Source organism: Nonomuraea mesophila (assembly GCF_004352805.1).
Classification (GTDB): domain Bacteria; phylum Actinomycetota; class Actinomycetes; order Streptosporangiales; family Streptosporangiaceae; genus Nonomuraea; species Nonomuraea longispora.
Window position 1 is genome coordinate 1 of record NZ_SMLD01000325.1, and the last position, 4062, is coordinate 4062.

Annotated in this window: 5 protein-coding genes; all 5 read left to right on the forward strand. The window is 71.2% G+C overall.

Going from position 1 to position 4062, the window contains the following annotated elements; translation table 11 throughout:
• The coding region (locus tag E1295_RS47410; RefSeq protein ID WP_166427786.1) for an ATP-binding domain-containing protein at positions 1–406 on the forward strand (406 nt) is incomplete at its 5' end.
• A gap of 32 nt (positions 407–438) precedes the next feature.
• Complete coding sequence (locus E1295_RS47415; protein WP_220449262.1) at positions 439–747, forward strand: hypothetical protein; 309 nt, start codon at positions 439–441, stop codon at positions 745–747.
• Between the two features lie 60 nt (positions 748–807).
• Positions 808–1404, forward strand: a complete 597-nt coding sequence (locus E1295_RS47420; protein WP_132641865.1) for an NUDIX hydrolase — start codon at positions 808–810, stop codon at positions 1402–1404.
• Between the two features lie 252 nt (positions 1405–1656).
• Complete coding sequence (locus E1295_RS47425) at positions 1657–2319, forward strand: lysophospholipid acyltransferase family protein (RefSeq protein ID WP_246081249.1); 663 nt, start codon at positions 1657–1659, stop codon at positions 2317–2319.
• Between the two features lie 66 nt (positions 2320–2385).
• Positions 2386–3960 carry a penicillin-binding transpeptidase domain-containing protein gene (locus E1295_RS47430; protein WP_246081250.1) on the forward strand — a complete coding sequence of 525 codons (1575 nt, stop codon included), beginning with the start codon at positions 2386–2388 and terminating at the stop codon, positions 3958–3960.
• The last annotated feature ends 102 nt before the right edge of the window (positions 3961–4062 follow it).

Genomic DNA, 4062 nt, shown 5'->3' on the forward strand with positions numbered 1-4062 from the left:
GGTGGTGGCGGCGGCACGCGAGGCGCTGCGGTTCGAGGGCTCGGTCGGCGTGATCGCGGCCGGCGCGGACGTGGAAGCGCTCACGTCCGCGCTGCGCGACGCGGCCCTCGACACGGGCCTCGACACGGCCCTCGACACGGGCCTCGACACGGGCCTCGACACGGGCGGGCGGCTGACGGTGCTGCCCGCCACGATGGCCAAGGGGCTGGAGTTCGACCACGTGATCGTGGCCGAGCCCGCCGCCATCGCCGAGGCCGAGCGGCGCGGCCTGAACCGCCTGTACGTCGCCCTCACCCGCGCCGTCTCCCGGCTCGACATCGTGCACGCGCGGCCGCTGCCTCCAGCTCTGCTGAAAGGTGACCGTTCCGGTCCATCGGCTCGACAGAGCCTCCACGGCGAGGTGTGATGTGATTCACGCCTCGGAGAGGAGCCAGTGCAGTGACCGCTCCCCCTGACCCGCCCCACGGCGGCGACCCCCCTGCCGGATGGTCCCAGCCGCCGCCCTACCCGCAGCCGCCCCAGCAGCGGCGGCCGGCCGACCAGGTGCTGTCGATCATCGGGTTCGTCTGCGCCGCGGTGGCCGTGCTGTTCGTCCCGATCGTGTTCGGCCTGGCCGGCATCGTGCTCGGCATCGTCGGGCACTCGCGCGGCGAGCCCCTGGGCAAGTGGGCCGCCGTCGCCGCCGGGGTGGGGATGATCGTCGGCTTCGTGCTGGGCTACCTGGTCGTGAGCGGCTCGTACGCCTGACGATTCTTCCCTCTCGGCGCGGTCCCGCGCGTCTCGCACACGCCATGAGATCCTTGTGGCGTGCTGTCGCCCATTGACGTGCTGCGCGAGCAGATCATCGCCCATCTGGCCGCCTTCGACCGCAGGCAGGTGCCGCCGGTCGGCGGGGTGCGCAGGGCCGCCGTCACCGTGTGCGTGCTGGAGGACGCCGAGCGCCACCCGTACACGATCCTGATCAAGCGGGCGCCGCACGGCCGCAACCCCGGGCAGTGGGCGCTGCCCGGCGGGCGGCTCGACGACGGCGAGCGGCCGGTGGACGCGGCGCTGCGCGAGCTGGCCGAGGAGACCGGCGTCACCGGGGTCGAGGTGGCCGGGCTGCTCGACGACTTCGTCACCGACTCCGGGTTCGTGATCACGCCGGTGGTGGCGTTCGGCGGGCGGCAGGAGCCGGTGGCCGACCCGCGCGAGGTGGCCTCGGTGCACGCGGTGCCGCTGGAGCGCTTCCTGGCGCCGGGTGTGCCGCGCTGGCAGGGCAGGCTGTTGCAGATGCCGCTGGGCCCCTCGATCGTGATCCACGCGCCGACCGGTGCGATTTTGTGGCAATTCGCCGAAGTGGCGCTGCGTGGCCGTGAGCAGCGGGTCTTCCACGTTGCGCAACCACACTGGACCCGAACGTGACCGATTCTTTGGGGTGTATGGAATCCGCGTCGCCGGATGTCCGTTAGCATCAAAAGGCCGATGTGGTCTGTGTCCCCCGGGCCGCAAATTACCGCCTTCACGGAATACCGTTCGGCTGGAGCCGTGTTGTGCATCTCGCCGAGGAGGCGACCGCCACATCGGCCTTAACAGCTTTTCAGGCGTCCCGCCCAGCGGCGGGGCGCCTGCTTTATGGTGGGGTGGCCGACCGCCCGATGATCGCAGGAGAGCTCGTTGCTGTACGAAGTGGTCAAGTTCGCCGCCGCACCACTGGCACACGCGATGTGCAGGCCGCACCTCACCGGCGCGTCCCACGTGCCGAGGAGCGGGCCCGCGATCCTGGCCGCCAACCATCTGTCGGTGCTCGACTCGTTCCTGCTGCCCGCGCTGCTGCCGCGGCACGTGACGTTCACCGCCAAGAACGAATACTTCGACGGCAACCCGGTCTCCGGGTTCTTCATGCGGCTGGGCGGGAGCCTGCCGATCGACCGCGAGAGCGCGCGCGCCGCCCAGGGCATGCTCGACGACGCCGCCGCGCTGCTGGAGCGCGGAGAGTTGTTCGGCATCCACCCCGAGGGCACCCGCTCCCCCGACGGCCGCCTCTACCGCGGCAAGGTCGGCGTGGCCTGGCTGACGCTCAAGACGGGCGCCCCCGTGCTGCCCGTGGCGCTCAGCGGCACCGAGAGGGTGCTGCCGCCCGGCACCTCGGTGCCGAGGCCGGCGCGGATCGGCATCGCCATCGGGGCGCCCATGCGCTTCGACGGCGACCACACCAAAGCACGTGACCGCCGCCGGGTGACCGATGAGATCATGGCGGCCATCCGGAAACTGTCAGGGCAGGAATACGTGCCGGCGTACGCGTCGAGCCTCAAGGCCGCCGCCAACGGCACACCATGAGCCGGGCCGCCCGGCATCGAGGACAAGGGGGCTGATGCAGTGGCGCGAGGTCGTACGATCGCGATCGTGTCCGTCGCCGCCGTGCTCGCGGTGGGGGCCGCGGGCGGGGGCGCCTACTACGTGCTGCACACCAGGGGCACGCCCGCCGAGACGGCGCAGCGCTTCGCCGCCGCGTGGCAGGCGGGAGACAAGGCCGCCATGGCGGCGGAGCTGGCCGCGCCGCAGCAGTTCAGCGCGTACGATCAGCAGCGCAAGGCACTCGCCGTCGAGTCGACGCTCATCCGGCTCGGCCAGATCACCGAGGGCGACGACCAGGCCAGCGCCCCCTACACCGCGAGCCTGACGCTGAAGGACGTCGGCACCTGGGTCTACGAAGGCAAGATCGACCTCAAGGTGGCCGACCGCACCTGGAAGATCGACTGGAAACCCTCGACCCTGCACCCGTCGATGACCGAGGGGGCGACGTTCGAGCTGAAGACCCACTGGCCCGAGCGCGCCGAGATCACCGACGCCGACGGCGGGCGCATCGACACCGGCACCGTCGGCGGTTCGGTGCAGCAGCTCGTCGGCTACCTCGACGCGGCCACCAAGAAAGACGTCGCCAAGCTCGGCTCCGCCTACCGGCCCGGGCAGACCATCGGGCACCACGGCCTGCAGCGCACGTTCCAGAAGCAGCTGGCCGGCACGCCGTCCACGGAGATCCGGCTCGGCGGCAAGACCCTGGAGACCATCGAGGGCAAGGAAGGCGAACCCGTCCGCACGACGCTCGATCTTAAGGTGCAGGACGCCGCGGTCGACGCGGTCAAGGACATCGAGAAGCCGGCGTCGATGGTGGCGATCAAGCCGTCCAGCGGCGAGATCCTGTCCGTGGTCAACAACAAGGGCGGCTTCAACCGGGCGCTGGACGGCCGCTACGCGCCCGGCTCGACCTTCAAGGCGGTCACCGCGATCGGGCTGCTGGCGGCCGGGGTGTCGGCGCAGGACAAGGTGACGTGCCCGAAATACGCGACCGTCGGCGGGCTGAAGATCCGTAACTCCGGCAAGGCGGAGTTCGGGTCGGTGTCGTTCCTCGACTCGTTCGCCCACTCGTGCAACACCACGTTCGCGCCGCTGGCCCAGCGGGAACTGGGCTCCGACAAGCTGCTGAAGGCGGCCGAGTCCGTCGGCTTCAACCAGCCGCTCAACATCGGCGTGCCCGCCACCGAGGCCAGCTTCCCCAAGGCCGAGTCCGACGCCGAGCTGGCCGCGGAGTCGTTCGGGCAGGGCAGGATCACCGCGAGCCCGCTGTCGATGGCGTCGGTGGCCGCGGCCATCGCCGACGGCACGTGGCGGCCGCCGACGCTGGTGCCCGAGCTCAAGCAGAAGACCTCCGAACGCAAGCTGCCCCAGGGCGTCAAGGACGCCATGCACGAGATGATGTCCGCCGTGGTCACCAAGGGCACCGCGAAGGCGGCCGGCCTGCCCGCGGGCACGCACGGCAAGACCGGCACCGCCGAATACGGCACCGGGGAGAAGCTCGACAGCCACGCCTGGTTCATCGGGTTCAAGGATGACGTGGCGTTCGCGGTGGTCGTGGAGGGCGGTGGCGGCGGCGGGTCGGTGGCCGCCCCGGTGGCGGCCACCTTCCTCAAGGGCCTCTGACCTCGCACACTCCGGTACCTCGCGAACCGCGCCAGGCTCCTGGACCTCACGGACTCGCGAGGTTGCGGGCTGGCGGGGTTGCGGACTTGCGGGGTTGTGGGG